Source organism: Streptomyces sp. NPDC004732, assembly GCF_040609235.1.
Taxonomy (GTDB): Bacteria; Actinomycetota; Actinomycetes; order Streptomycetales; family Streptomycetaceae; genus Streptomyces.
Genome location: NZ_JBEXJR010000006.1, coordinates 235839 through 255690, shown reverse-complemented (window position 1 = coordinate 255690; position 19852 = coordinate 235839). Strand labels below are relative to the sequence as shown.

Sequence of the window (19852 nt, the reverse complement as noted above, 5' to 3'; positions counted from 1 at the left end):
CAAGAACCGTGGCGACCAGGGAGAACGGAACCGATGCACCCCACTGACCTGCCGGCCCAGGACCGCGGCGGCTCCATAGATCTGCTCGTGCACGGCGGCGACGTGCTGACCGTCGACGCCGCAGGCACCGTCGTGCCGGACGGCGCGGTCGCCGTGCGCGGGGGCCGGGTCGTCGAGGTGGGTCCCGCGGACCGGCTGCGCGCGGCCTACGAGGCGGCCGAGGAGATCGACGCGCGCGGCTGCCTCGTGCTGCCCGGCCTGATCAACACGCACACGCACCTGTCGATGAACCTGATGCGCGGCATCGCGGACGACGTCACCCTCCAGGGCTTCCTGGCCCGGGTCGTCCCGCGCGAGGCCGAGATCCTCTCGCCGGACACGGTGACCACCGCGCTGCGGGCCGCCATCGCGGAGTCCGTGCGGGGCGGGGTCACGACCGCGCTGGACATGTACTGGTTCCACGAGGCGGCCGAGGGCGCGGCCCGTGACGCCGGGTGGCGGCTGCTGACCGGGCCGACGTTCATGGACGTGCCGGGCCCGCCGGACGGCAGGCCGTACGAGGAGCGGCTCGGCTGGGCGACCGCGCACCTCAAGGCGTACGTTCCCGCGCCGGGCACCCGTCCCGTCGTCTGCGCGCACTCCGCGTACACGCTGAACCCCGCGCAGCTCACGGAGATCACCGCGCTCGCCCGGGAGCACGGCGCGCTGCTGCACATCCACGCCGCCGAGAACGCGGCCGAGGTGGCGACCGTCGTCGAGCAGCACGGCATGCGCCCCGTGGAGCTGCTCGACTCGCTCAGTGTGCTCGGCCCCGACACGCTGCTCGCGCACGCCGTCGACCTCACGGACGCCGAGATCGCGACGCTGGCCCGCACCGGCACGCCGGTGGCGCACTGCCCGGTCTCCAACCTCAAGCTGGGCTGCGGCATCGCGCGCGTGCCCGAGCTCCTGGACGCGGGCGTCACGGTCGGCCTCGGCACGGACGGCGCGGTCTCCTCCAACACCCTCGACCTGCTCGGCGCGGTGAAGATCGCGGCGCTGGTGCACAAGGCGGGCGGCGACCCGACGGCGGTCGGTGCCGAGCAGGCCGTGCGGATGGCGACCATCGAGTCGGCGCGGGCGCTGGGCCTCGGCGACCGTCTCGGCTCGCTGGAGCCCGGCAAGCAGGCCGACCTGATCGTCCTCGACCTGGACCGGCCGCACCTCATGCCCCGGCACGACCCGTGGTCGACGCTCGCGTACGCCGCGTCGGCCGCCGACGTCCGGGACACTGTGGTGGACGGCCGTGTCCTGATGCGCGACCGGACCCTGCTCACCCTCGACGAGCAGAGCGTCCTGCGGGCCTTGCAGGACGCGGCGACGACCTCCGCAGCGGCAACACCGGACACGACCCCCGAAGTGGCACCCACCGCATGACGTTCGAACCCACCCGCGGCTTCACCGGCCGCGCCCGCGCCGCCGACCGCGACCCGCGGCTGCCCCCGGGGCAGTACGACGCCCGGGACGGCTGGCCCGTCCTGTCCGCCGAGGTCACGCCGCGGCTTGCCGCCGCCGACTGGACGTTCCGCGTCGACGGTCTCGTCGCGGCGCCGCACACCTGGACCTGGGACGAGGCGCACGCGCTGCCCGCGTCCGAGTACCGGGGCGACATCCACTGCGTGACGAGCTGGTCCAAGTTCGGGGTGCGGTTCGGCGGGGTGAGCCTGGACACGTTCCTTGCCGCGGCCCGCCCGCTCCCCACGGCTACGCACGTCATCGCGTACTCGCACACCGGCTACACCACGAACCTCCCGCTGTCCGACGTGACGGGCGGCAGGGCGTGGATCGTCTGGGAGTACGGCGACGGGCCGCTGCCCCCCGAGCACGGCGGCCCGGCCCGGCTGATCGTCCCCCACCTGTACTTCTGGAAGAGCGCCAAGTGGGTGGCGGGGCTGCGGCTCTCCGACCGCGACGAGCCCGGTTTCTGGGAGCAGAACGGCTACCACCACCGGGGCGACCCGTGGGCCGAGGAGCGTTACGCCGGTGACTGATCCACAGACCCCTCAAGAGCGCTTCGTGCCGCCGACCGCGTTCGCCGTGCCCGGCCGCATCGCGGTGAGCAACCGCTCCGCGGCGGTGTGGCAGCGGGCGACCGTCGTGGAGATCCGCCGCGAGACCCCGATCGTCTCGACGTTCCGCCTGAAGGTGCCCGACTGGCAGGGGCACCTGCCGGGCCAGCACCTGATGCTGCGGCTCACCGCCGAGGACGGCTACGTCGCCCAGCGGCACTACTCGATCGCCTCCGCGCCCGACGGCAGCGGCGAGATCGAGCTGACCCTCGACCACGTGCCGGGCGGCGAGGTGTCCGGGCACCTGCACACCGTGGCGCAGGTCGGCGACACGGTCGAGGTGCGCGGGCCGCTGTCCGGTTTCTTCGCCTGGCCGGGCGACCGTCCCGCACTGCTGCTCGGGGCGGGCTCGGGCGTGGTGCCGCTGATGGCGATGGTCCGCCACCACCGCCTGGCGGGGCTCGACGTGCCGGTGCGCCTGGTCGTCTCGGCGCGCACGCCCGCGGATGTGATCTACGCGGACGAGTACGCCGACGAGACCACCGTCGTCCTGACCCGCTCCGAGGGCCGGCTCAACGCCGCCCATCTGGCGCCCTTCCTCAGCGAGGCGGGGCAGCCGGAGGGCGGCTGGGAGGCGTACGTCTGCGGCTCGAACGGGTTCGCCGAGCACGCGTCGCGGCTTCTGGTGGCGGGCGGTCAGCCGGTGGACCGGATCCGGATCGAACGCTTCGGCTGACCGCACCGCACGGGGTGGGGCGGGCGGCGTCAGGGGGAGACCTCCTCCAGGCGCCGCCCCGCCGTCTCCTCCGCGCCGAGCGCCGCGACGACGGCGCCCACGACGGCGACCGCCCCGAGCGTCACGAAGACGGGTGTGACGCTGCCGCCCGCGTAGACCGCGCCGACCACGATCGGGCCGAGGATCACGCCGAGCCGGTTCATGGCGCCGCCCACACTGCTGCCCAGGGCCCGCATGCGGGTCGGGAACAGCTCCGGCGTGTACAGGTACAGGCAGATGTTGGAGCCGAAGAAGAAGACCGCGGCGAGCGACGTCCAGGCCAGGACCTCCAGCGGTGTGCGGGCGCCGAGGAAGGCGAGCACGAGCAGCATCGCCGCCGCCCCGCCCAGACAGCCGGTGATGACGCGCCTGCGCCCGGCCCGGTCGACGGTGAGCGCGGCGACGAGGCAGCCGAGCAGGCCCGCGCAGGACGTGACGGTGGAGTAGAGGAGCGCGTCCGAGAGGGACAGGTCGTAGCGCTTCTGGTAGATCGTCGGGAGCCAGGACGTGATGCCGTAGTTGACGAAGTAGCCGGTGAACCAGAGGACGCCGATGACGAGGGTGCGGCGGCGGTAGCGGCCGGTGAACAGGCCGCGCAGACCGGTCGCGGCCGCCTCGGCGTGCCGCTCCCCGGACACCTCGGCGGGCTCCGGCTCTTGGACCGTGCCGGTGTCGGTGTCGGTGTCGGCGCCGGTGTCAACGGGTGGCAGCGGCTTCCCCGTGACCCGCTCGACCTCCGCCTCGATGCCGTCCATCACCGCGGCGGCCTCGTCCGTCCTGCCGTGGTCGGCGAGCCAGCGCGGCGACTCGGGCACCTTGCGCTGGACGACGACGCACAGGACGCCGGGCAGCGCGGCGAGGACGTACATCCAGCGCCAGCCGAGGACCGGCACCACCCATGCCGCGACCAGCGCGCCCACGGTGAGTCCCGCGGGGAAGACGAGCTCGTAGAGCAGCACGAAGCGGCCCCGCCGGTGGCTGCGGGTGATCTCGGCGATGAACGTGGCGGCGACCGGGACCTCGCCGCCGATCGCCAGGCCCTGGACGAAGCGCAGGGCCATGAAGAGGTCGGGCGTGGGGGACGCGGCCAGGGCGAGGTTGGCGACGCTGGAGACGGCGACGCACAGCGCGATGACCCGCACCCGGCCGATGCGGTCGGCGAGGCGGCCGGAGAGCAGGGCGCCGACCAGCATGCCGATCGAGCCGACGGTGAGCAGCAGGGTCGCCCGGGAGGTGGAGAGGTGCCACTCGTCGCGCAGCTCGGGCAGGGCGTAGGCGATGAGGAGCTGGTCGAAGGCCTCGAAGAAGGTGACGGCGCCCACGATGAGCCGGACGGTGACGTGCCAGCGGCACAGGGGGAGCCGTTCGAAGCGGGCGGCGATGAGGGCACGTGCGGCCCCGACGGGGCCGTCCGGTGTGCGGTCCGGGGAGGCGTCGATCGTCATGCGGGTACTCCGCTGCTGAGGGGGCGGGGGTGGGGAGGAGCGGGGGGTGTCTTTTGAGCCGAGCGGAGAGGCGCATCAGCGCAAAGTCTCTTAGCGCTTAAGTTGTATCGCCCGCACTCAGGACCGCGTCAAGGGTCTGTACAGGGAAATCGTCGACAGTCGCTCATCGACGGGGTCTTGCGCCCGAGATATTTAAGCCCTTAGATTTCTAGCGCTTGCCCAATTCGGCCAGGCACACCCCCTCAACTCCCCCGCTCCGCAAGGAGGGCACCCGCATGCCCCGGATCCCCGAAGACGCAGCGCTCATCGCGGGCGAGTGGCGGCGCGGCGCGGGCGCCCCGGCCCGGACCGTCGACCCGGCCACCGGCCGCGCGCTCGCCACCGTGCACGCCGTCACCGTCGAGGAGGTCGCCGAGGCTGCCGAGGCGGCGGCCCGCGCGGCCGCCGACCCGCGCTGGCGGCGCCTGCTGCCGCACCAGCGCGCCCGGCTCCTGCACCGGGTGGCCGCGTTGATCGACGACAACGCCGAGCACCTGGCCGCGCTGCAGACGGCGGACACCGGCAAGGCGCTCACCGAGACCCGCGCCCTGGTGGCCAGCGCCGCCGGGACGTTCCGCTACACGGCGGCCGCCCTGGAGACCGCCGAGGAGTCGCTCACCCCCTCGCGCGGCGACTATGTGACGATGAGCGTGTACGAGCCGATCGGCGTCGTCGGCGCGATCAACCCCTGGAACTCGCCCGTCGCCAGCGACGCGCAGAAGCTCGCCCCCGCGCTCGCCGGTGGCAACGCCGTGCTCCTCAAGCCCGCCGAGTGGACCCCGCTCGTCTCCCTGGCGCTCGGCCGCCTGATCGGCCGTGCGCTCGACGAACTCGGTCTGCCCGCCGCCCTGTTGTCCGTCCTGCCCGGCCGCGGCAGCATCGTCGGCGACGCCATCGTGCGGCACCCGCGCGTCGGCAAGGTCACCTTCACCGGCGGCACCGCGACGGGGCGGACCCTCGCCCACGCCGCCGCCGACAAGCTGATGCCCGTCTCGCTGGAGCTCGGCGGCAAGTCGCCGACGATCGTCCGCGCCGACGCGGACGTCGAACAGGCCCTGGCCGGGGTGATGTTCGGGGTGTTCTCCTCCAGCGGCCAGTCCTGCATCGCCGGGTCCCGGCTGTTCGTGGCGCGCGAGCTGTACGCGGAGTTCGTCGGCGGACTCGTCGAGCGCGTACGCACGTTGCGTGTCGGCCCCGGCACGGACCCTGGCACACAGGTGGCGCCGCTCGTCCACCACGAGCACCGGGACGCCGTCGCCCGGCACGTCGACCTCGCCCGCGAGGAAGGCGCCCGCGTGCTGTGCGGCGGCGCCGCGCCCGAAGGGCCCGCCCACGCCGACGGCGCGTACTACCTGCCCACCGTCCTGGACGGCCTGCCGAACTCCTCGCGGACCTGCCAGGAGGAGATCTTCGGCCCGGTCCTGGTCGCCCTGCCCTTCGACGACGAGGACGACCTCGTGCGGCAGGCCGACTCCTCCGTGTACGGCCTGGCCTGCGGCATCTGGACCCGCGACCACCGGGCCGCGTGGCGGATCGCGCGCCGCGTGGAGGCGGGCACCGTCTGGATCAACACGTACAAGCAGTTCAGCATCTCCACCCCCTTCGGCGGCATGAAGGACAGCGGCCTCGGCCGGGAGAAGGGCCGCGACGGCATCCGCTCCTACCAGCGCCAGAAGTCCCTGTACTGGGGCACCGCCGACACCCCGCTGCCCTGGGCCGAATGACCTTCTGGAGCACCTGATGTCCCATCCCCACCCCCCGATAGCCCGGCTGCGCGCCCTGCGCTCCGTCGAGCTGCTCACCCCCTCCTTCGCGGAGGCCGCCGACTTCTACGAGGACGCCTGGGGCCTGGAGGTCGTCGAGGCCGAGCACAGCGGAAGCTGGCTGCGCGGCACTGGCGACGAGCACCACGCCCTCCAGCTCACCCGGTCCGACCGGACCGGCCTCGGCCGCCTCTCCTTCGCCGTCGGCACCCCCGCGGAGGTCGACGAGGCCGCCCGCCGCCTCGAAGCGCGCGGCATCACCCCGGTGGCCGGTCCAGGACCGCTCGACCAGGTCGGCGGCGGCTACGGCCTGCGCTTCGCCGACCACGAGGGCCGCGTCGTCGAGCTCTCCGCCGACACCTGGGCGGTCGCGCCGCGCGGCCGGGACGGCGCGGTGCCCGTGGGCGTCACGCACGCCGTCCTCAACACCACCGACATCGACGCCTCCGTCGCCTTCTACCGCGATGTGCTTGGCCTGCGCGTCTCCGACTGGTCCGAGCACCAGATGGCGTTCCTGCGCTGCAACGCCGACCACCACTGCGTCGCCTTCAACCAGGCCGAGTGGGTCTCCCTCAACCACGTGGCGTACGAGATGAGTTCGATCGACCACTTCATGCGGGGGCTCGGGCGGCTGCGCCACCACGGGATCGTCCCGCAGTGGGGTCCGGGCAGGCACGGCCCCGGCAACAACACCTTCTCCTACTTCACCGATCCGACCGGGCTCGTCTGCGAGTACACCTCCGAGGTCGCCCAGGTCGTCGAGGACCGCTGGATCGCCAAGGTGTGGCGGCGGGTCCCCGAGCTGTCCGACCTGTGGGGCACGGCGGGACCGCCGTCGAAGGAGATCCGCTGCCATATGGCGGGTTCGCCGGAAGGAGTGCACGCGTGAACGCGACCCTGAAGGTCGGGCTCGTCGGCTGGGGCGCCATCGGCCGCGTCGTCGGCGCCGCGCTGATCGAACACCGCATCCCTGGAGCCGAGTTGGCGTGCGTCGTCGACAACCGCCCGCTCGGCGAGGCGGCGCCCGCGCCGCAGGTCGCCTTCGACGAGGCCCTGGAGCGCTGCGAGCTGATCGTGGAGGCGGCGGGGCAGGGCGTCGTACGGGAGTGGGGCGAACGCGTCCTCACCTCCGGGACCGACCTGCTGATCGCCTCGACCGGCGCGCTCACCGACGAGGAGCTGTCCAAGCGGCTCCTGGCGGCGGGGCCCGGCCGGGTCTACTTCACCGGCGGCGCGGTCGGCGGCCTCGACCTGCTGCAGGCCGTACGGTCCCTCGGCCCGCTCGACGAGGTGCGGCTGACCACCACGAAACTGCCGGGGACCCTCGAACAGCCTTGGATGGACGCGGAGTTGCTGGCCCGGCTGCGGACGGCGACCGGCCCGGTCGAGGTGATGTCGGGGACCGCGCGCGACGTCCCCGTGAAGTTCCCCAAGTCGACGAACGTCGCGGCCTCGGTCGCCCTCGCCGTCGGCGACCTGGACGCTGTGCGGGTCCAGGTCGTCGCCGACCCCGGGGCGCACCACACGCGGCACGTCGTCGAGGCGTCCGGCGCGCACGGCTCGTACCGCTTCGAGGTGGCCCATCTGCCGGACCCCGGCAACCCGGCGACCAGCCAGGTCGTGCCGTATGCGGTGCTGCGCTCGCTCGCGGCGCTTGCCGGGCGGACGGGGCAGATCCTGTGACCGGCGGCGCTCCCGGTGTGCACGTGGCGGAGGCGGGGTCGAGCGGCCCGCTGCTGCTGTGCCTGCACGGCATCGGCTCCTCGTCGGCCGCGTTCGCGCCCCAGCTCGACGGCCTCTCCGGACAGGTACGGGTCCTCGCCTGGGACGCGCCCGGATACGCCAAGTCCCCCGATCCGGCAGGGCCGTTGGACCTGGACGGGTTCGCGGACGCGGCGGCCGACGTGATCCGTTCCCGTGGCGCGTCGGCGCACGTCCTCGGTGTCTCGTGGGGCGGTGTGATCGCGCTGCGGCTCGCCGCCCGCCATCCGGACCTCGTCGACTCGCTGATCGTCGCGGACTCCAGCTCCGGCTCGGGGACCGACCCGGCGAAGGCCGACGCCATGCGGCGGCGCGCCGCCGAGCTGGCCGAGCTCGGGCCCCGCGCCTTCGCCGAGCGGCGCGGCCCCCGGCTCGTCTCACCGCAGGCGCCGCCCGAGCTCGTCGCGCGGGTCGTCGACACCATGGCCGCCTCCGTGCGCCTGCCCGGCTACGCGTACGCCGCCGAGTCGATGGCCGCGGCCGACCTGCGCCCCGAGCTCCCCGCCATCGGCGCCCCCTCCCTCGTCCTCTGCGGCGACCAGGACCGGGTCACCGGCGCCGAGGCCTCGCAAGTCCTCGCCGGGGCCCTGCACAAGACGGCCTACGTGATCGTCAAGGACGCCGGTCACCTGGCCAACCAGGAACAGCCCGGGCGGTTCAACGCCTGGGTGCTCTCCCACCTCCGCATCACCGCCCGCCTACCCGAGCAGGAGTTCTGAGCCATGCCTCTGACCACGACCGAGTACGACAACGACGGCGACCTCGCCCGGTACACCGACTCCCTCATCGCATCGAAGGACTCGCGCGTCGCGGACTTCGACACCCTCTCCTTCCAGGAGAAGGCGGGTCCGCAGTACCGCCGCGGCCAGATCCGCTACGTCGGGTCCGGCGCCACCGGCAACCACGAGGGCGACAGCCGGATCCTCCCCTCCGGCGGCTTCACCTTCTCCAACATGCTGCTGCCGCCCGGTGCCGAAGGTCCCGCCCACACCCACCACGACGTGGAGGAGGCCTTCTTCGTCCTGGAGGGCGAGGTGCGGGTCGGCGTGCACCGGGGCCCGGACGAGGTCGAGTACCGCACGCTCGGCTACCGCGACATGATCGTCGTCCCGGCCGGGGTGACCCGCTCCCTGAAGAACGAGGGCGCCACCGACGCCCTGTTCTGCGTGGTCATCGGCACGCAGAAGCCGCAGGTGCCCTCGTACCCGGAGTACTCGCCGATGCACGGCGTCACCCGTGGCTGACCCACGCACCGTCGTGGTCACCGGGGCGGGCCGTGGCCTGGGCCTCGCCATGGCCCGCCGGGCGGGCGCCGACGGCTTCCGGGTCGTCGTCGCCGAGGTGGACGCCGAACGCGGCGCGGGGGCGGCGCGGGAGCTGCGCGCGGAGGGGCTCGACGCCCGCTTCGTGCGCTGCGACGTCGCCGACCCCGCGTCGGTGGCGGAACTCGCCGACGCCGTGCGGGCGACGGGGCCGCTGTACGGCCTCGTCAACAACGCGGCGCTCGCCAACGGCGTCGGCGGCAAGGAGTTCCAGGACATCAGCGTCGCGGCGTGGGACCGGCTGATGGCGGTCAACGCACGCGGCCCCTGGCTCGTCGCGAAGGCCCTGCACCCGCTGTTCGGCCCCACCGGGCGCATCGTGAACATCGCGTCGGACGCGGCCCTCTACGGCTCCCCGCGGCTCGCCCACTACATCGCGTCGAAGGGCGCCGTCATGGCCCTCACCCGGGCCATGGCGCGGGAGCTGGGCGAGCGCGGCATCACCGTCAACGCGCTGGCGCCGGGCCTCACCGAGGGCGAGGCGACCGAGACGGTCCCGGCCGAGCGGCACGGCCTCTACCGGGCCAACCGGGCCATCGCGCGTCCGCAGCGGCCCGACGACCTGGTCGGCCTCACCGCCTTCCTCCTCTCCGAGGAGTCCCGCTATCTGACCGGACAGGTGGTCGCCGTCAACGGCGGCTTCACCATGAACTGACCCTGGAGAACACAGACATGGATCTGGGCCTCGCCGACCGGACCTTCCTGGTCACCGGCGGCAGCTCGGGCGTCGGCCTGGCCACGGTCCGCGCCCTGCTCGACGAGGGTGCGAACGTCGCCACCTGCGGGCGCGACGCCGACCGGCTGGGGCGGATCGGCACGCACGACCGCCTCTTCACGGCGCCGTGCGACGTACGGGACGCGGCTGCCGTACGGGAGTTCACGCGCCGCGCGGTCGAGGAGTTCGGCGGCCGCGGCGGCCGCGGCGTCATTGATGGGCTCGTCAACAACGCCGGGCAGTCCCGGATGAAGCGCCTCGACGAGACGACCGAGGACGACTGGCGCGACGAGCTTGAACTGAAGTTCGCCGGGGTCCTCAACCCGCTGCACGCCGCCCGCCCGCACCTGCGCGCCGCGGCGGGCGCGTCCGTCGTGAACGTCAACGCCGTCCTCGCCAAGCAGCCCGAGCCCCGCCTCATCACCACCAGCGCCGCCCGCGCGGGCATCCTCAACCTCTCCGCGTCCCTCGCCCGTGAGCTCGCGCCGGACGGCATCCGCGTCAACTCCGTCTGCCTGGGGCTCATCGACACCGGGCAGTGGACGCGTCGGCACGCCGCCGCCGGATCCGGCCGCCCCTACGAGGAGTGGCAGGCGGAGCTCGCCGCCGACCGCGGTGTCGCGCTCGGCCGCCTGGGGCGGGCCGACGAGGTGGCGTACGCGATCCTCGCGCTGCTCTCGCCGCGCGCCTCCTACATCACAGGAACCAGCATCGACGTCTGCGGCGGAGTCGGCCGCGGCATCCTCTGAGGAGCCCTCATGCGTTACGACAACGGAGGCGATCTCCTCGTCGCCGTCCTGCGCGAACTCGGCATCGACACGGTCTTCGGGATCGTGAGCGTGCACAATCTGCCGCTCGTCGAGGCCGTCGACCGCGAGCTGCGCTTCGTGCCGGTGCGGCACGAGGCGACGGCCGTGAACGCCGCCGACGCGCACGGCAGGGCCCGCGGCTCGATCGGCTGCGCGCTCACCTCGACCGGCACCGGCGCGGGCAACGCGGCCGGGTCGCTCGTCGAGGCGCTCAGCGCCGGGACGTCCGTGCTGCACGTCACCGGGCAGGTGGAGAGCCGGTACCTGGGCAGCGGGCGCGGCTTCATCCACGAGACGAAGGACCAGCTGGGCATGTTGACGGCGGTCTCGGCGTACGCGGCCACCGTGCCGTCCGCCGCCGACGCGGGCCGCGTGCTGCGGGAGGCGGCCCGTGCCGCGCTCGCCGCGCCCGGCGGTCCCGCCAGCGTGGAGTGGCCGGTGGACCTGCAGTACGCGGCGCAGACCGACACGGCGCTCGACCTGCCCGCGCCGATCTTCACCGCCCCCTTGGGCGCCGAACTGGCGGCCGCGGGCGTGCTGTTGGCGGCGGCGCGGCGGCCGCTGGTCTGGGCGGGCGGCGGCGCCACGGGCGCGGGCGCCGAACTTGCGGAGCTGCTCGCCGCCACCGGCGCCGGGCTGCTCACCTCCAACTCGGGGCGCGGCGCGGTGCCCGAGGACGACCCGCGGGTCATCGGGAACTTCGCCACCACCCCGGCGGGCCGCGCCCTGCTCGCGGACGCCGACGTGCTCCTGAGCGTGGGCACGCACTTCAGGTCCAACGAGACCGCCGACTACGGCCTCGAACTGCCTGCCGCCCACCTCCAGATCGACATCGACCCGGCGGCGCTCAACCGCGTCTACCCGGCCGCGCACACCCTGTGCGGCGACGCGGCCGACGTACTGCGCGCCCTGCTGCCGTACGCCCGCCGCACCGAGGCCGAGTCCGGTTGGAGCGAGCGCGTCACCGCGGTGCGCGACGAGGTGCGGGCGGATCTGCGGGAGGCCATCGGCCCGCAGGCGGCGCTCTGCGAGGCGATCCGCGCCGCCCTCCCCCGGGAGGCGGTGATCGCCCGCGACGTGACGATCGCGTCCAGCAGCTGGGGCAACCGGCTCCTGGAGATGTACGACCCGCGGGACAACGTCTTCCCGCGTGGCGGCGGCATCGGACAGGGCCTCGGCATGGGCATCGGTGCGGCGCTCGCCCGGCCCGGGGCGCCGACCGTGGTCATCGCGGGCGACGGCGGGCTCGCGGTGCACCTCGGCGAGCTCCTCACCCTCGCGCAGGAGAAGCCGGAGCTGACCCTGATCGTCTTCAACGACGGCGGCTACGGCGTGCTCCGCAACATGCAGGACCGCTACGGCGAGCGCCGCTCCGGCGTCGACCTCGTCACGCCCGACTTCGCCCTCCTCGCGCGGGCCTGCGGGCTGCCCTACCTGCGGATCGCCGCGGCCGAGCAGGCGGGGCCCGTCGTCGCCGAGGCCGTCGGGTCGGGCGGTCCCGTGCTCGTCGAGGTGGACCTCGCGGCGCTCGGCCCGATGAAGAGCCCGTTCACCCCGCCCGTGCAGATCCCCGCCGCGTAGGGAGGCCCAGCCATGACCACACCAGAGAACCGGCTGGACCTGCGGGTGCGCCGGATGACGTGGGAGGCGGAGGGTGTGCTCTCCGTCGAGCTCGTCCACCCGGACGGCAAGCCGCTGCCCGCCTGGGAGCCCGGCGCGCACCTCGACGTCCAGGTGGGCGGGCAGGTGCGGCAGTACAGCCTGTGCGGAGATCCACGGGACACCGCTTCGTACCGCATCGGAGTGCTCAACGAGCCGTCCTCGCGGGGAGGTTCGCGGTACGTGCACACGCAGCTGCGGCCCGGCCAGGGCGTCACGGTGTCCGAGCCGCGCAACCACTTCGCGCTGGAGGACGCGCCGGGTTATGTGTTCGTCGCGGGCGGTATCGGGATCACCCCGGTGCTCGCGATGGCCAGGGAGGCGGCGCGGCGCGGCACGCCCTGGCGGCTCGTGTACGGCGGGCGCACCCGCGACTCGATGGCGTTCACGGAGGAACTGGCCGCTCTGGGCGATGCGTTGACCCTCGTACCGCAGGAGGAGCAGGGGCACATCGACCTCGCCGACGCGCTCGGCGGCGGTGAAAGGGCGCTCGCCGAGGGCACGCTCGTGTACTGCTGCGGGCCCGAGCCGCTGCTCGCCGCCGTGGAGGCGGCCTGTCCTGCCGAGCGGCTGCGCGTGGAGCGGTTCGCGGCGCCGGTCGTCGAGCGCTCCGGCGACGACGCGGGCTTCGAGGTGGAGTGCCGACGCTCGGGCGTGACGCTCTCCGTGGGCCCCGGCACCTCGGTCCTGGCGGCCGCCGAGTCCGCGGGGCTCGCCGTCAACAGCTCCTGCCGGGACGGCATCTGCGGCTCCTGCGAGACCCGCGTGCTCGACGGCACGCCCGACCACCGCGACTTCCTGCTCAGCGAGGCCGAGCACACCGCGAACGCCTCGATGATGATCTGCGTCTCGCGCTGCGCGTCGGGCCGCCGTCTCGTCCTCGACCTGTGAACCACTCCCCCGGCCCCCTGGAGGCATCAGTGACCACGACCTGGCCGTACCTGGACATCCACCAGTCCCGTACGCACGAGCCGAGCCCCTACGAGTACAAGCTGGCCGCCACCCTCGAAGAGGTCTTCACGAAAGAGGGCCACGAACTGGCCGACGTCGTCCGCGGGCTCAACGCCCGCCAGGTCCACGCGCCCGACGGCGCGCCCTGGACCGAGGAGTCCTTCCGCGCCGAGATCAACCGACTGGGAGCCTGAGATGAGCCTGTCCGCGCACGACACCGCCGACCACATCTACGCCACGGGCCTGCGCAACCAGTGGCATCCGGTCGTCCCGTCCTCCTTCGTGGCGCCCGGCGCCATGCGCAAGGTCACCGCGCTCGGCGAGCAGTGGCTGCTCTTCCGCCGCTCCGACGGCGCCCTGTCGATGCTCGCCGACCGCTGCCCGCACCGCGGGGCACCCCTCTCGCTGGGCAAACACCTGGGCGACCGGGTGGCGTGCTGGTACCACGGGGTGGAGGTCGAGACCGACGGCACCGTGTCGTCCGTGCCCGGCCTGCCCGGCTGCAATCTGGAGGGCAAGAAGCTCGTCACGTCGCTGCCCGTGCGCGAGGTCGGCGGCGCGGTCCTCGCGTACTTCGGGGACGAGCAGCACCCCGAACCGGCCGGGCTGACACTGCCCGAGCCGCTCACCGACCCCGACGTCGACGCGATCCTCTGCTACGCGGAGTGGAACGGCCCGTGGCGGTTCGCGGTGGAGAACCTCCTCGACCCGATGCACGGCGCCTTCCTGCACCACGACTCGCACACCATGTACGACGGCGACACCACCGCCAAGTTCCGCATCCGGGAGACGGACCGCGGCTACTTCTTCGAGAAGACCGACCAGCGGGGCGTCAACTTCGACTGGGTGGAGCTGTGCCGCACGGGCGTCGACTGGGTGGACCTGACCATCCCCTATCCGCCGTCGGCGGGCCCCGGCGGCCCGTTCGGGATCGTCGGCATGGTCTGCCCGGTCGACGAGAACCGCACCGGCGTCTTCTTCTGGCGCTACCGGCGCGTGCAGGGCTGGCAGCGCGACACCTGGCGGTTCCTCTACCGGACCCTCATCGAGGAGCGCCACTGGCAGGTCCTCGAACAGGACCGGGTGATGCTGGAGGCCATGCCCGCCGACGCCGACCAGCGGGAGAACCTCTACCAGCACGACCTGGGAGTGGTCCGGCTGCGCCGGATGTACCGCGCGGAGGCGCAGGCTCAGGCTTCGTCGGCCTGAGGGGTCTGAGGGGTCTGGGGGGCCTGGGCTCCTTCGGCGTCCCGCGGACCGGCGTCGGTGATGGACCGCTCCAGCTTGGACATCAGGCGGGCCAGCTGACGCCGCTCGGCCGGGGAGAGCCCGTCGAGCATCCGGCGTTCGTTGTCGAGGTGCTCGGCGAAGACCTCGTCGATCTTGGCGAGCCCGGCGTCGGTGAGCCGCGAGTAGACGACGCGGCGGTCCTCGGCGTCGCGCTCGCGCACGATCAGGCCGTCCTTCTCCAGCCGGTCGATGCGCAGCGTCACCCCGGCGGAGGAGACGAGGCCGGAGTCGGCGAGCTGGCCCGCGGTGAGACGGTAGGGCGCCCCGGCCCTGCGCAGCGCGGTCAGCACGTCGAATCCGGCGACCGCGAGTCCGTGCCGCTCGATCGCGGAGGTCAGCCGGGTGTTGTAGCGGATGAAGGTGCGGTGCAGCCGGGCGAGGACCTCGAGGGGCGAGGTGTCGAGGTCGGGCCGCTCCCGCGCCCAGTCCGCGATGATCGACGCCACCGCGTCCGGCTGGTGCGCCGCCTTCTTCCCGGCCATCTGCCGCCCGCCCTCCTGGGACCGCCCGGCGGTGCGCCGGGACCCGTGGGGAAATCTTAGCCCTCAAGGAAATGGGTCAATCCCCGTACTCACATGCGGCGTGACCGCGCGCCGGGCCATAATCGCCTGATACATCGGATGTCTTTTTGACACTTTTGACTGTTGAGGCGAGGTCCCCATGGCTGTCACCGACGAAGCCATCGAGAAGATCAAGGGCATGATCGTCTCGGGCGCGCTGCGCCCCGGCGACCGGCTGCCCAAGGAGAGCGAACTCGCCGCCGAGCTGGGGCTCTCGCGCAACTCGCTGCGCGAGGCGGTGCGCGCGCTCGCCCTGATCCGGATCCTCGACGTGCGCCAGGGCGACGGCACGTACGTCACCAGCCTGGATCCCCAACTCCTCCTGGAAGCACTGAGTTTCGTCGTCGACTTCCACCGCGACGACACCGTCCTGGAGTTCCTCGCGGTCCGCCGCATCCTCGAACCCGCGGCCACCGCGATGGCCTGCGCCCACATCACCGATGCCGAACTGGACACGCTGACGGCGCAGTTGGACGCCCTGGGCGCCGACCCCTCGGTGGAGGAGCTGGTCGCAAGCGACCTGGAGTTCCACCGCGGCATCGTCCAGTCCTCCGGCAACTCGGTCCTGTGCTCCCTGCTGGACGGCCTCTCCGGACCCACCACCCGGGCCCGCGTCTGGCGCGGCCTGACCCAGGAGGACGCCGTCAGCCGCACCCTCCACGAGCACCGGGCGATCCTCACCGCGCTGCGCGACCGCGATGCGGAGGCGGCCAGATCATGGGCGACGGTGCACATCGCGAGCGTGGAGCAGTGGCTGCGCACGACGCTGTGAGACCGCCCCGCTGCCCTGCGTGAACGCGCGGCTCCGCCCTGCGCGAACCCGCCGTTTCCCGGCCCCCGGCGTGGGCAGTGATCACGCACTCCCCCACGCAAGGGGGCTGCGGACGGACCCCGCAGACGCCGTAAGGTTGGGCTGTACGCAAGGGAACGTCGGAAGGAGGCCTGGGTGATCGAGCTCGAGGGGGTACCCGAGCTGGTCGACCCGGTCATGGTGGCCGCGTTCGAGGGCTGGAACGACGCCGGCGACGCCGCCTCCACCGCGGTCGCGCATCTCGACAAGGAGTGGAAGGGCGAGGTGTTCGCGGCGCTGGACGCCGAGGACTACTACGACTTCCAGGTCAACCGTCCCACGGTCTGGCTGGACGGTGGAGTGCGCAAGATCACGTGGCCGACGACCAGGCTCTCGGTGGTCCGCGTCGGCGGCGACAAGCCCCGCGACCTGGTTCTGGTCCGGGGCATCGAGCCGTCCATGCGCTGGCGGTCGTTCTGCAACGAGATCCTGGGCTTCGCGCACGAGCTGGGCGTCGAGCTGGTGGTGATCATGGGTGCGCTGCTCGGCGACACCCCGCACACCCGCCCCGTCCCGGTCAGCGGCGTGACGTCCGACCCGGACCTGGCGCGCACCATGGACCTGGAGGAGACCAAGTACGAGGGCCCGACGGGCATCGTCGGCATCCTCCAGGAGGCGTGCACGCACGCGGGCGTCCCCGCCGTGAGCCTCTGGGCGGCCGTCCCGCACTACGTGTCGCAGCCGCCCAACCCGAAGGCCACGCTCGCACTCCTCAACCGTCTCGAAGACCTGATCGACCTGCGGATCCCGCTGGGCGAGCTGGCCGAGGACGCGCGCGCCTGGCAGGTGGGCGTGGACCAGCTGGCCGCCGAGGACACCGAGGTCGCGGAGTACGTCCAGTCGCTGGAGGAAGCGCGGGACACCGCGGAGCTCCCGGAGGCGTCGGGCGAGGCCATCGCCCGCGAGTTCGAGCGGTATCTGCGGCGCCGTGACGGTGGCGACGGCGGAGCGGCGTACCTCAGGGACTCGCCCAGCGACCGCACACGGCCGCCGAAGCCGAAGCCCACGCAGCGGCCCGAGCAGGGTCCGGAGGACGGCGAGGGCGACAGCGGCGACTCAGGGGCTTCGGATTCCTCGGACGACTGAGGCTTTCGCAGCACACTCCATGGGGCGGCACCCGCACGGGTGCCGCCCCATTGTGCCGCTCATGGCCGATGTGCTGCTCATGGCCGAATTGCACGGGGTTCCCTTTTCAACTTCCTTTCAAACACTGTTGCGCGAAAGAGGGGTGGACGGCGCGGCCCTGCCGTAGCAGGGTGTGCCCCGGAAACCTGGCGCAGCGCACAGCACGGCACCCGAAGGACGGAAGGGAGCGGTGAAGCGATGACCGAGCAGGCAGACCCGGCGCGGGACCCCGGAGCCGGCGGACCGGGCCCCGACGGAATGGGATTCACCTACCGAGAAGCCCAGCAGGAGCTGATCGTCGTCGCCCGGCCCGAGGCCCGGCTGCGCGCCGGCGAGCGGGACATCCGCTCGGCCTCCGGCTCCGACGTATCAGCTCTGAACATGTTCCTGACTGACGAACAGCTCACTCTGGAGCCGCTGTTCGGCAGCGAAGAACGGCTGCGGGCCGCCGCGCCCCCGGCCGAGGGCGACAGCGATGTGCCCGACCTGGCCCTCTTCTACCGCGTCCGCGGCGGCGACGACCGGCCCGAGGAACTGCGCGCGCGGATCGCGGCGCTGCCGGGCATCGACACGGCGTACGTCAAACCGGGCGCCGTACCGGCCTCCATCGACCCCTCGCCGACCCAGCCGCACGACCTCGACGAGGCGACCCGGCGCCGCAAGGAAGGCATGCCGGCCACCCCCGACTTCACCAGCCGCCAGGGCTACTTGAAGCCCGCGCCCGAGGGAATCGACGCACGCTGGGCCTGGCAGCGCATCGGCGGCTCCGGCGAGGGCGTCACCGTCGTCGACGTCGAGGGCTCCTGGCAGCTGCGCCACGAGGACCTCGCCGCGAAGCTCGCGGGCGTCGTCGTCGGCACCCCCATCCAGGACCTGGCCTGGCGCAACCACGGCACCGCGGTGATCGGCGTCATCGGCGGCGACCGCAACTCCCTCGGCATCACCGGCATCGTGCCGGAGGCCGTGACGGCGACCGCCTCCTTCCAGCCCCTCGGCACGGCCGCCACCATCCACGCGGCGGCGGAGCGGCTGAACCGCGGCGACATCATCCTGCTCGAACTGCACCGCCCCGGACCGAAGTTCGACTTCGAGGCGCGCGACGACCAGAAGGGCTACATCGCCATCGAGTGGTGGCCGGACGACTACGCCGCGGTGCGCTACGCCACCGCGAAGGGCGTGCTCGTCGTCGGCGCGGCGGGCAACGGCGCCGAGTCCCTGGACGACGCGGTCTACGAACGCCGCCCCGACGGCTTCCCGTCCTGGTGGCGCAACCCCTTCAACCCGAGCAACCGCTCCTCCGACGCGGTCCTGGTGGGCGCGGGCGCTCCCCCGCCCGGCACCCATGGCCGTGACCACGGCCCCGACCGTTCGCGCCTGGCGTTCTCCAACTACGGGGCCCGCGTGGACGCGCAGGGCTGGGGCCGTGAGACCACGACCACCGGCGGCTTCTGGGACCGGCCCGGCGACCTGCAGGGCGGCGCGGACGAAATCGCCTGGTACACCGACACGTTCTCCGGCACGTCCTCCGCCTCACCGATCGTGGTGGGCGCCCTGGCCGCGCTGCAGGGCATGCTGAAGGCCTCGGGCCAGCAGCCGATGACACCCGACCGGGCCCGCAGGGTGCTGCGCTCCACCGGCTCCCCGCAGCAGGACGCGCCGGGCAGGCCCGCGTCGCAGCGGATAGGCAACCGCCCCGACCTGAAGGGGGCGGTAACGAACCTGCTGCCGTCCGCGGTGGGTTCGGGTCAGGCCGAGCGGTACTGGGACGAGCTGCTCCCGTATCCGCCGGAACTCCCGCCGCGGCTCCGGCTGTTCGTGGCCGGGGAGTGGCGCAACCTCGACAACCCGTCCCCCGAGCAGCGGCAGGCGGTGCACTCCGCCTTCGCCGGGGGCCGCCCGGACGTACGCGTCTGGTTCTCGGACGACGAGGTCGTCGGCCTCGTCGTCACGGGCTGAAGCACGACCGCACTCCAGCACTGCTGAAGGACCACAACCATTGAGGGAAGGTGGCACCCGCATGAGCACCACCCCGCAGATGAGTCAGTTGGGCCAGCACCAAGGACGGCAGTACGGACCGCAGCAGCAGTACGGCTCCCAGCAGCAGTACGGGCCGCAACAGTACGGCTCTCAGCAGTACGGCTCCCAGCAGTACGGGCCGCAGCAGTACGGCTCCCAGCAGCAGAGCCCCAGCACGGCCCCTCCGCAGCAGAGCCAGCAGCAGTACGGCCAGCAGTACGGCCCCCAGCAGAGCAGCCAGGGATTCCAGGGCGGCCAGGGCCAGCAGGGCATGCAGGGCATGCACCAGGGCATGCAGCAGGTCCCGCCGCAGCTGCGCCAGCAGCTCCAGCAGCTCGGCCAGCAGCAGCCGTTCCAGACCCTGCTGCAGCAGTTCGGCCAGGAGCAGGAGATCCCGCAGGCGCAGGCCCCTGAGATCTCCACCCAGGCCCTCGCGTCCAACGTCGCATCGGCGTTCTGGGACGTCGTCGAGCCGCTCCCCGGCCAGGCGTACATCCTCTATCTGCACGTCGACAACGCCTGGCGGGCGTTCGTCAACCCCAACCCGCAGACCCACGACGAGGTCCAGGAGGCATTCGCCTTCGGGCAGCAGGTGATCGGCTACTACGACACCAACAACCCGGGCTACTTGCTGGCCATCGTCATCACCAAGTGACCCGCGCGAGGGGCACGACTCTCGCGTGACCATACGGCGGCGCCGGGCGGAGACATTCCCGCCCGGCGC

At 73.0% G+C, this 19852-nt stretch carries 20 protein-coding genes; 18 read left to right on the top strand and 2 right to left on the bottom strand.

All coding sequences use genetic code 11. From position 1 onward, the window contains the following. Positions 1 to 33 precede the first annotated feature (33 nt). Genes ABZV77_RS19825 through ABZV77_RS19815 form a run of 3 tightly spaced genes read left to right on the top strand, consistent with a single transcriptional unit; the run spans position 34 to position 2784 of the window. On the top strand, positions 34 to 1416 hold the full coding sequence (locus ABZV77_RS19825) for an amidohydrolase (protein ID WP_356258240.1): 1383 nt from the start codon (positions 34 to 36) through the stop codon (positions 1414 to 1416). Then, positions 1413 to 2030 carry a sulfite oxidase-like oxidoreductase gene (locus ABZV77_RS19820; protein WP_356258239.1) on the top strand — a complete coding sequence of 206 codons (618 nt, stop codon included), beginning with the start codon at positions 1413 to 1415 and terminating at the stop codon, positions 2028 to 2030. Before ABZV77_RS19825 ends, ABZV77_RS19820 begins: the two co-directional genes overlap by 4 nt. Beyond that, positions 2023 to 2784 carry a ferredoxin reductase gene (locus ABZV77_RS19815; protein ID WP_356258236.1) on the top strand — a complete coding sequence of 254 codons (762 nt, stop codon included), beginning with the start codon at positions 2023 to 2025 and terminating at the stop codon, positions 2782 to 2784. The genes ABZV77_RS19820 and ABZV77_RS19815 overlap by 8 nt, the downstream gene beginning before the upstream one ends. 29 nt (positions 2785 to 2813) lie before the next feature. On the opposite strand, the gene ABZV77_RS19810 is transcribed toward ABZV77_RS19815, so the two are convergent. Then, positions 2814 to 4268 carry an MFS transporter gene (locus tag ABZV77_RS19810; protein ID WP_356258234.1) on the bottom strand — a complete coding sequence of 485 codons (1455 nt, stop codon included), beginning with the start codon at positions 4266 to 4268 and terminating at the stop codon, positions 2814 to 2816. 275 nt (positions 4269 to 4543) lie between these two features. Here ABZV77_RS19810 and ABZV77_RS19805 point away from each other — a divergent pair, with 275 nt between their 5' ends. Genes ABZV77_RS19805 through ABZV77_RS19755 form a run of 11 tightly spaced genes read left to right on the top strand, consistent with a single transcriptional unit; the run spans position 4544 to position 14496 of the window. After that, positions 4544 to 6031, top strand: a complete 1488-nt coding sequence (locus tag ABZV77_RS19805; RefSeq protein WP_356258231.1) for an aldehyde dehydrogenase — start codon at positions 4544 to 4546, stop codon at positions 6029 to 6031. A 16-nt stretch (positions 6032 to 6047) separates the two neighbouring features. Then, a complete protein-coding gene (locus tag ABZV77_RS19800; protein WP_356258229.1) occupies positions 6048 to 6959 on the top strand; it encodes a VOC family protein in 912 nt (303 codons plus the stop codon). Further along, positions 6956 to 7753 (top strand): aspartate dehydrogenase domain-containing protein, encoded by a 798-nt coding sequence (locus ABZV77_RS19795; protein WP_356258226.1) that lies wholly within the window; start codon positions 6956 to 6958, stop codon positions 7751 to 7753. The genes ABZV77_RS19800 and ABZV77_RS19795 overlap by 4 nt, the downstream gene beginning before the upstream one ends. Beyond that, positions 7750 to 8550 carry an alpha/beta fold hydrolase gene (locus ABZV77_RS19790; protein ID WP_356258224.1) on the top strand — a complete coding sequence of 267 codons (801 nt, stop codon included), beginning with the start codon at positions 7750 to 7752 and terminating at the stop codon, positions 8548 to 8550. The genes ABZV77_RS19795 and ABZV77_RS19790 overlap by 4 nt, the downstream gene beginning before the upstream one ends. Before the next feature lie 3 nt (positions 8551 to 8553). Beyond that, complete coding sequence (locus ABZV77_RS19785) at positions 8554 to 9075, top strand: cupin domain-containing protein (protein WP_356258221.1); 522 nt, start codon at positions 8554 to 8556, stop codon at positions 9073 to 9075. Beyond that, positions 9068 to 9808 carry an SDR family oxidoreductase gene (locus ABZV77_RS19780; protein ID WP_356258218.1) on the top strand — a complete coding sequence of 247 codons (741 nt, stop codon included), beginning with the start codon at positions 9068 to 9070 and terminating at the stop codon, positions 9806 to 9808. Before ABZV77_RS19785 ends, ABZV77_RS19780 begins: the two co-directional genes overlap by 8 nt. 17 nt (positions 9809 to 9825) lie before the next feature. Next, positions 9826 to 10617 (top strand): SDR family oxidoreductase, encoded by a 792-nt coding sequence (locus ABZV77_RS19775; protein ID WP_356258215.1) that lies wholly within the window; start codon positions 9826 to 9828, stop codon positions 10615 to 10617. A 9-nt stretch (positions 10618 to 10626) separates the two neighbouring features. Beyond that, positions 10627 to 12258 (top strand): thiamine pyrophosphate-binding protein, encoded by a 1632-nt coding sequence (locus tag ABZV77_RS19770; RefSeq protein ID WP_356258212.1) that lies wholly within the window; start codon positions 10627 to 10629, stop codon positions 12256 to 12258. Between the two features lie 12 nt (positions 12259 to 12270). Continuing rightward, positions 12271 to 13227: a PDR/VanB family oxidoreductase gene (locus ABZV77_RS19765; protein ID WP_356258209.1), complete on the top strand. Its 957-nt coding sequence runs from the start codon at positions 12271 to 12273 to the stop codon at positions 13225 to 13227. 29 nt (positions 13228 to 13256) lie between these two features. After that, positions 13257 to 13481, top strand: a complete 225-nt coding sequence (locus ABZV77_RS19760; protein ID WP_055565115.1) for a recombinase-like helix-turn-helix domain-containing protein — start codon at positions 13257 to 13259, stop codon at positions 13479 to 13481. A 1-nt stretch (position 13482) separates the two neighbouring features. Further along, on the top strand, positions 13483 to 14496 hold the full coding sequence (locus ABZV77_RS19755; protein ID WP_356258205.1) for an aromatic ring-hydroxylating dioxygenase subunit alpha: 1014 nt from the start codon (positions 13483 to 13485) through the stop codon (positions 14494 to 14496). On the opposite strand, the gene ABZV77_RS19750 is transcribed toward ABZV77_RS19755, so the two are convergent. Continuing rightward, the gene (locus ABZV77_RS19750; RefSeq protein ID WP_356258202.1) at positions 14478 to 15059 is read right to left on the bottom strand and encodes a MarR family transcriptional regulator; all 582 of its coding nucleotides are present in this window, start codon (positions 15057 to 15059) and stop codon (positions 14478 to 14480) included. The two genes, ABZV77_RS19755 and ABZV77_RS19750, sit on opposite strands and share 19 nt — an antisense overlap. 178 nt (positions 15060 to 15237) lie before the next feature. Between ABZV77_RS19750 and ABZV77_RS19745 the strand changes: the two genes are divergently transcribed. The 4 genes from ABZV77_RS19745 (at position 15238) to ABZV77_RS19730 (ending at position 19783) form a co-directional block, all read left to right on the top strand. Further along, on the top strand, positions 15238 to 15909 hold the full coding sequence (locus ABZV77_RS19745; protein ID WP_356258199.1) for a FadR/GntR family transcriptional regulator: 672 nt from the start codon (positions 15238 to 15240) through the stop codon (positions 15907 to 15909). 174 nt (positions 15910 to 16083) lie between these two features. Beyond that, positions 16084 to 17073 (top strand): PAC2 family protein, encoded by a 990-nt coding sequence (locus ABZV77_RS19740; RefSeq protein WP_356258197.1) that lies wholly within the window; start codon positions 16084 to 16086, stop codon positions 17071 to 17073. Positions 17074 to 17310: 237 nt separating this feature from the next. Beyond that, positions 17311 to 19068 carry a S8 family peptidase gene (locus tag ABZV77_RS19735; RefSeq protein WP_356258194.1) on the top strand — a complete coding sequence of 586 codons (1758 nt, stop codon included), beginning with the start codon at positions 17311 to 17313 and terminating at the stop codon, positions 19066 to 19068. Positions 19069 to 19129: 61 nt separating this feature from the next. Continuing rightward, complete coding sequence (locus ABZV77_RS19730; RefSeq protein ID WP_356258192.1) at positions 19130 to 19783, top strand: hypothetical protein; 654 nt, start codon at positions 19130 to 19132, stop codon at positions 19781 to 19783. Positions 19784 to 19852: the final 69 nt, after the last annotated feature.

Bases quoted from the DNA above. Each gene is read 5' to 3' on its own strand.
- ABZV77_RS19825 (WP_356258240.1), top strand. From the start codon at position 34: ATGCACCCCACTGACCTGCCGGCCCAGGACCGCGGCGGCTCCATAGAT.
- ABZV77_RS19820 (WP_356258239.1), top strand. From the start codon at position 1,413: ATGACGTTCGAACCCACCCGCGGCTTCACCGGCCGCGCCCGCGCCGCC.
- ABZV77_RS19810 (WP_356258234.1), bottom strand. From the start codon at position 4,268: ATGACGATCGACGCCTCCCCGGACCGCACACCGGACGGCCCCGTCGGG.
- ABZV77_RS19805 (WP_356258231.1), top strand. From the start codon at position 4,544: ATGCCCCGGATCCCCGAAGACGCAGCGCTCATCGCGGGCGAGTGGCGG.
- ABZV77_RS19800 (WP_356258229.1), top strand. From the start codon at position 6,048: ATGTCCCATCCCCACCCCCCGATAGCCCGGCTGCGCGCCCTGCGCTCC.
- ABZV77_RS19785 (WP_356258221.1), top strand. From the start codon at position 8,554: ATGCCTCTGACCACGACCGAGTACGACAACGACGGCGACCTCGCCCGG.
- ABZV77_RS19775 (WP_356258215.1), top strand. From the start codon at position 9,826: ATGGATCTGGGCCTCGCCGACCGGACCTTCCTGGTCACCGGCGGCAGC.
- ABZV77_RS19770 (WP_356258212.1), top strand. From the start codon at position 10,627: ATGCGTTACGACAACGGAGGCGATCTCCTCGTCGCCGTCCTGCGCGAA.
- ABZV77_RS19765 (WP_356258209.1), top strand. From the start codon at position 12,271: ATGACCACACCAGAGAACCGGCTGGACCTGCGGGTGCGCCGGATGACG.
- ABZV77_RS19755 (WP_356258205.1), top strand. From the start codon at position 13,483: ATGAGCCTGTCCGCGCACGACACCGCCGACCACATCTACGCCACGGGC.
- ABZV77_RS19750 (WP_356258202.1), bottom strand. From the start codon at position 15,059: ATGGCCGGGAAGAAGGCGGCGCACCAGCCGGACGCGGTGGCGTCGATC.
- ABZV77_RS19745 (WP_356258199.1), top strand. From the start codon at position 15,238: ATGGCTGTCACCGACGAAGCCATCGAGAAGATCAAGGGCATGATCGTC.
- ABZV77_RS19735 (WP_356258194.1), top strand. From the start codon at position 17,311: ATGACCGAGCAGGCAGACCCGGCGCGGGACCCCGGAGCCGGCGGACCG.
- ABZV77_RS19730 (WP_356258192.1), top strand. From the start codon at position 19,130: ATGAGCACCACCCCGCAGATGAGTCAGTTGGGCCAGCACCAAGGACGG.